Annotated in this window: 7 protein-coding genes; 4 read left to right on the forward strand and 3 right to left on the reverse strand. The window is 65.1% G+C overall.

The window, feature by feature from the left end; all coding sequences use genetic code 11:
- From rpsD to QZV93_RS17135, 3 genes are all read right to left on the reverse strand, one after another.
- Nucleotides 1-618 carry a 30S ribosomal protein S4 gene (rpsD, locus tag QZV93_RS17125; RefSeq protein ID WP_295559893.1) on the reverse strand — a complete coding sequence of 206 codons (618 nt, stop codon included), beginning with the start codon at nucleotides 616-618 and terminating at the stop codon, nucleotides 1-3.
- A 224-nt stretch (nucleotides 619-842) separates the two neighbouring features.
- Complete coding sequence (locus QZV93_RS17130; RefSeq protein WP_295559895.1) at nucleotides 843-1472, reverse strand: hypothetical protein; 630 nt, start codon at nucleotides 1470-1472, stop codon at nucleotides 843-845.
- A 160-nt stretch (nucleotides 1473-1632) separates the two neighbouring features.
- Entirely contained in the window at nucleotides 1633-2922 is a 1290-nt protein-coding gene (locus QZV93_RS17135; RefSeq protein ID WP_295559897.1) for an RNA methyltransferase, read from the reverse strand.
- Between the two features lie 122 nt (nucleotides 2923-3044).
- Between QZV93_RS17135 and QZV93_RS17140 the strand changes: the two genes are divergently transcribed.
- The 4 genes from QZV93_RS17140 to QZV93_RS17155 all read left to right on the forward strand — a co-directional run.
- Entirely contained in the window at nucleotides 3045-3608 is a 564-nt protein-coding gene (locus QZV93_RS17140) for a DUF924 family protein (protein ID WP_295559899.1), read from the forward strand.
- A gap of 136 nt (nucleotides 3609-3744) precedes the next feature.
- On the forward strand, nucleotides 3745-4962 hold the full coding sequence (locus tag QZV93_RS17145) for an NADP-dependent isocitrate dehydrogenase (protein ID WP_295559901.1): 1218 nt from the start codon (nucleotides 3745-3747) through the stop codon (nucleotides 4960-4962).
- 39 nt (nucleotides 4963-5001) lie between these two features.
- The gene (locus QZV93_RS17150; protein ID WP_295559902.1) at nucleotides 5002-5451 is read left to right on the forward strand and encodes a hypothetical protein; all 450 of its coding nucleotides are present in this window, start codon (nucleotides 5002-5004) and stop codon (nucleotides 5449-5451) included.
- Between the two features lie 68 nt (nucleotides 5452-5519).
- The coding region (locus QZV93_RS17155) for a glycerophosphodiester phosphodiesterase family protein (RefSeq protein ID WP_295559911.1) at nucleotides 5520-6384 on the forward strand (865 nt) is incomplete at its 3' end.

Genomic DNA, 6384 nt, shown 5'->3' on the forward strand with positions numbered 1-6384 from the left:
TTAGCGCGAGTAGAACTCGACGACGAGGTTCGGCTCCATGGTCACCGGGTAGGGCACATCCGAGAGCGCGGGCACGCGGGTGAGCTTGGCAGTGAACTTGTTCTGGTCGACCTCGACATAGTCGGGCGTGTCGCGCTCAGCGCTCTTCAAGGCCTCGAGCACGAGCGGAAGCTGACGCGCCTTCTCCTTGACCTCGACCACATCGTTGATACGGACGCGGAAGCTCGGGATGGTCACCCGGCGGCCGTTGACGGTCACGTGGCCGTGCGACACGAACTGGCGGGCGGCGAACACCGTCGGCACGAACTTGGCGCGATAGACGATGGCGTCCAGGCGGCGCTCGAGGAGGCCGATCAGGTGCTCGGAGGTCGAGCCCTTGAGGCGGCTTGCCTCGACGTAGAGGCGGTGGAACTGGCGCTCGGAAAGGTTGGCGTAGTAGCCCTTGAGCTTCTGCTTGGCGCGGAGCTGCTGACCGAAGTCCGACAGCTTCGAGACGCGGCGCTCGCCGTGCTGGCCGGGACGGCTCTGGCGCTTGTTGAGCGGGCTCTTCGGGCGGCCCCAGATGTTCTCGGTGAGGCGGCGGTCGATCTTGTGCTTGGCGCGAATGCGCTTCGTCATGTAACGGCACTCCAAGAATTGGTTGCAGGTTTGGAGCGCCCCCTCCTCTGCCCTGCCCCTGTTGGGGACCGGACCGACAGGCCTGCCCGAATTTCCGGGCCTGCCGCGGGTGCGCAAATGGAACGCGGGCCGAAACCGGCCCGCGAAGCGCTTCCTTTAGTCGAGACGCCCGGCGGCGTCAATGGCCGTCTGTTAACCAGACGCCAGACCCGAGTGGGGGCCGATTACTTCTTTTCGGCCGGGGGGGCCGGCGCGGTGGAGCCGGTGCTGGTCGGCGTCGTCTTGCCAGGCTCCGCAGCCGAGGCGAGCGCGGGCCCCGACTTCACGTAAGCCGCCACGAGATCGCGCACCTTCTGGCGCTGCTCCTCGGTGCAGGTCTGCTGGGGCGCCTGCTTCTCGTCGATCACCACCTCTTTGTCACCGTCCTTCTCCACCAGCTTGATCTTGCCGGTGAGCAGCATGACGGTCGTCAGGTGGAGCTGATTGATGAAGAGCTCCTGCTGGTCGCTCCACTTCTTCTTGTCGACCTCGCGCTTCATCAGCGAGCGGTGGTTGAGCGTTTGCTCCTCGGGAAGATTGCAGGCCTGCGCATGAGCCGACAGACGTCCTACGCGCACAACCTCGCGCGCCACGTCAAGCGGCACCATGGCCTGCTCGCGCTTCGACTTGTCGACGATGATGACGGTGCCGTCCTTCTTGGAGAACTGCTGTGGCGTCAACGACCACGCATACTCCATGATGACTTGAACGGACTTGTCGCTGAGCTCGCCTTCCGCAGCGAACGCCGTCGAGGCCAGAGCCGCCACGCCCGCCAGGGCGGCCGCACCGACTAATGCTCGTTTTGCTTTGATCATCGTCCGCATCATTGCCCCTGCTGCGCTCCTGTTTTGTTTATTACCCGCACCAAGCTCGCGCCGGTCGCCACCGTGCGCCACTCAGCAGTCGTCTCTTGTCGTGTCTTATGCCGTGTTTGTGGGCATCGCTCAGCCCAAAACCTGGCAAGATCATGGCGGCCTATGTGGACGGCTTGCGGCCTGTGCCTTTGCCCTTGGACAGAGTGGCAACAATACCACGAAGCGTCCGCACCTCCTGCTGGGTCAGGGCCATACGGGTAAACATAGTCCTTAAATTTTGGACGACAGAAGGGCGTTTCTCAAGCGGATTGAAGAAGCCGAGCCGATCAAGCTCGGATTCGAGGTGATCGAAAAAGCCGAACAGTTCCTCTTTTGGGGCCAGACGGTCCGAGCCAAGGTTAAGACCTTCGGAAACCGGCGATTCGTAGGTGGTGACGCGGCCCAAAGTGCCGCGGCCGCTGTCACGAATCCAAGCGTAGCCCAAAAGCAGAACGGCCTGCGCAAGATTGAGCGATGCGAAGCGGGAGTTGACGGGAATCATCACCAGCGCGTCGGCGTTGGCCAACTCGCTGGTCTCAAGGCCATTCCGTTCACGGCCGAAAAGAATTCCGCAACGCTCGCCGCGCGCGATCCGCTCCCGCAGTGCAGCAATCCCTTCCTCCGGGGTCAGCACCGGTTTCTTCAGCGGCCGCTGGCGTGCCGTGGTGGCGATGACAAAGGTGAGATCCCCGAGCGAGGCTTCGAGCGAGGGATAAGCCGTCGCGTCATCGATCACGTAGTTGGCACCCGACGCTGCGATGCGCGCCTTCTCGTTGGGCCAGCCGTCACGCGGCGCGACGAGGCGGAGGTCGTCGAGACCGAAGTTCGCCATGGCGCGTGCCACCATGCCGATGTTGTCGGCAAGCTGCGGCTCGACCAGGATCACCGCCGGCGTCTCGCCCGGCCCGGCGACCGCCTCGCCCTGGATGTGCGCACGGCGGATCCCGTGGCGAAGCTTGCGCAGCACGCGCCGGGCCCAGAACCAGTAGTTCTCCCCGGACCAGGTTTTCTCGAGCGCTGCGAGCGCGGGCGTGTGCAGGGTCTCGCTGCCCTGGCCCACGAGGCGCACGGCGCCGTCGCCAACGACGATCTCGCGGTGGCGGGCGATGAAGTCATCCAGCGTCGAGATCCCCAACGCGTCCGTGCGGCGCTTGCAGCTCGGACATGTGGCGGCATCGCTCTCGCAGGCGAGCTCCGCGCAGTAGGTCAGGATGCGGTCGAGGGCGGCACGGTCTATGGCGGACGCGCCGATCGCGGCGAGGCCATCGTCGATGGTCTTCTCGTGACAGGCGTGCACAAGTCGCGCCACTGGGATGGGCGCGCCCGGCAGCTCGCGGGACGCGACGACGGGCACGCGCGTGCCGGCGTCGGTGGCGATTTCGATGTCGCGGGTGTGGGTGGTCACGGTCATGGCCTCGCCTTAGCACCCCGGCCGCCGGCTGTCCCGCCCTGCGTCGGGATTAACCCTCGCGAATGCGTCGCGCTTTTCGGCAAGCGTTTGACCTTGGCCGGGCGCGACCCGATATGGGGGGTATGGAACCGACCGCTGACACCACGCCGCTCACGACGGCTGCCGAGATCGTACGCTTCTGGCGCGATGCGGGGCCCGACCGCTGGTTTGCCAAGGACGATGCGTTCGATGCCGCGTTCCGTGCCCATTGCCTGACACTGCACGAGGCGGCCGCGCAGGGCGCGCTTCAGGCGTGGGAAGCGGCGCCCGAGCGCGCGCTCGCGCTGGTGCTGCTGCTCGATCAGTTCCCGCGCAATTGCTTTCGCGGGACGGCGCGCATGTTCGCTTCCGACGCTGCGGCGCTGGAGGTGGCGACCGCGGCCATCGCAGCCGGGCATGACCGGTCGGTCGCGCCCGAGCTCAGGATCTTTTTCTATCTGCCGTTCGAGCATTCGGAGGATCTTTCCGACCAGGAGCGCGCGGTGGCGCTCATTGCACCCCTCGGAGCCGAGGTCCGCCGCTACGCCGAGATCCATCGCGACATCATCCAGCGCTTCGGGCGTTTTCCGCATCGGAATGCCATTCTCGGGCGCGCCACGACCGCCGAGGAGCAACGCTTTCTGGACAGCGGCGGCTTCGCGGGTTGAGCAGCGTTCGCCAGATGCGCCCGGGCGCGGCGAGTCCTGCCCATCGGGACCAAAGTCAAAAGCGCTACCTTCTTGTTGCAGCGCACGCGCGCGGTTAAGGTCGGCGGCAACGACCCTCCCATCCGAAGGCACATCCATGCAGAAGATCAAGGTGACCGGCACTGTCGTCGAGCTCGACGGCGACGAGATGACTCGCATCATCTGGAAGCTCATCAAGGACAAGCTCATCCACCCCTATCTGGATGTGAACCTCGAGTACTACGATCTCGGCGTCGAACACCGCGACGCGACCGGCGACCAGATCACCATCGATGCGGCCAACGCCATCAAGACGCATGGCGTCGGCGTCAAGTGCGCAACCATCACGCCGGACGAGGCGCGCGTCAAAGAGTTCAATCTCAAAGAAATGTGGAAGAGCCCCAACGGCACCATCCGCAACATCCTGGGCGGCGTCATCTTCCGCGAGCCGATCATCGCCAAGAACGTGCCGCGCCTCGTGCCGGGCTGGACGCAGCCGATCGTGATCGGGCGCCACGCGTTCGGCGACCAGTACAAGGCCACCGACTTCAAGTATCCGGGCAAGGGCAAGCTCACGATCAAATTCGAAGGTGAGGACGGAAAGATCATCGAGAAGGAGGTCTTCAAGGCCCCCGGCGCGGGCGTGGCGATGGCCATGTACAATCTCGACGACAGCATCCGCGAGTTCGCGCAGGCCTCGTTCAACTATGGCTTGAACCGCGGCTACTCGGTTTATCTCTCGACCAAGAATACCATCCTCAAAGCCTATGACGGACGCTTCAAGGATCTGTTCCAAGAGGTGTTCGACGCCGAGTTCAAAGACAAGTTCGCTGCGAAGAAAATCGTCTACGAGCACCGGCTCATCGACGACATGGTGGCGTCCGCGCTCAAGTGGAGCGGCGGCTACGTGTGGGCGTGCAAGAACTACGACGGCGACGTGCAGTCCGACACGGTGGCGCAAGGCTTCGGCTCGCTCGGCCTCATGACCAGCGTGCTCATGACGCCGGACGGCGCGACCGTCGAAGCGGAGGCGGCGCACGGAACGGTGACGCGTCACTACCGCGAGCATCAGAAGGGCAAGGACACCTCGACAAACTCCATCGCCTCGATCTTCGCGTGGACGCGGGGGCTCGCGCATCGGGCCAAGCTCGACAACAATGCGGAGCTCGCCAAGTTCTCATCGACGCTGGAGAAGGTATGCGTCGATACGGTGGAATCGGGCTTCATGACCAAGGATCTCGCCCTTCTCGTCGGCCCGGATCAGAAGTGGCTCACAACGACGGGCTTCCTCGACAAGATCGACGCCAATCTCAAGGCGGCGATGGCGAAGGCGTAAGCGATGGCGGAGACGGGCACGCCTGCATCGACAACATCCATGCCCGCCGCACCGCCCGATCTCGTCGCGGCGCAGCTTCTGGATGCGGCCTTCGCGCGCGCGCCGCTCTCGATCTTCGACCAGCCGGTCGTGGGCATCGACGACGAGAAGGAGCGGCTCGCCCTGCTCAAGCTCGGCGCGGACCTGATCGTCAAGACGCGACTCGCCAAGTTCGACGACGAGGGGCGCACGTCGATCGTGCTCACCAACGCGGGGCGCTACTGGGCGCTCTCCGGCGGCTGGCTCGCCTATCTAAGGGAGGAGCCGCTTGCCGTCGGCGGCGGCGGGCGGGCGCGCAATCCGGAAACGGAGGCGCTGCGCTCAGAGTACATGCGGCTTCGGCTCAACACGTTCTGGTGGAGCTTCGGCCTTTCGATCGCCGGATTCGTGTTTTCCGTGATCTCCGTCTTGATCGCGATCTTCTACGGCGACCGGGTGCTGCCCCGCTAGCCGCCGGAAGGCCGCCAGCCGGAGACCTGAATTTGCGGATCCTGCGTGCCTTGCTCGGCCTCATGGGCATGTTCGCCCTTGTGGCGTTCGTGCTCAACACGAAGCTTTTCGCGCCGGCGATGACAGGCAAGCCGACACTACTCGCGCATCGCGGGGTCGCGCAGACCTTCCCGCCGGACGGAATCGAGAACGATACCTGCACTGCGACGCGCATCCGCCCGCCCGAGCATGAGCTCCTGGAGAACACGATCCCGTCGATGCAGGCGGCGTTCGCGGCCGGCGCCGACATCGTCGAACTCGACGTGCACCCGACGACGGACGGGCATTTCGCCGTGTTCCACGACTGGACCGTCGACTGCCGCACGAACGGCCGCGGCGTGACGCGCGAAAAGACGCTGGCTGAGCTCAAGGCACTCGACATCGGCTACGGCTACACCGCCGACAGCGGGCTGACGTATCCGTTCCGCGGCAAAGGCGTGGGTTTGATGCCGTCGCTCGACGAGGTGCTGGCGGCATTTCCGCACAAGCGGCTCCTCATCCACGTCAAGAGCCGTGACGCCGAGGAAGGGCGCAAGCTCGCGGCGCGGCTTTCACAGCTCCCGGCAGAGGCGCGGGCGCGCCTCGCCGTCTACGGTCACGACACGCCACTTGATGCCGTGCGCGAGGCGCTGCCCGATATGCGCGTGCTGGCGCGCGGCAACCTCATGCGCTGCCTCGTCCGCTACATCGGGATCGGATGGAGCAGTTTCGTTCCCGCGGCCTGCCGCAACACCATCGTGCTGGCGCCGTCGAACTATGCGTGGGTGCTATGGGGCTGGCCCAACCGGTTCCTTGCGCGCATGCGCGATGCGGGGTCGGATGTCTATCTGCTCGGGCCCTACACGGGCGGAGACTTCTCGACAGGCGTCGATACGGCTTTCGATGTTGGGCAGC

Source organism: uncultured Hyphomicrobium sp. (assembly GCF_902826555.1).
In the GTDB taxonomy this organism is placed as follows: Bacteria; Pseudomonadota; Alphaproteobacteria; order Rhizobiales; family Hyphomicrobiaceae; genus Hyphomicrobium_C.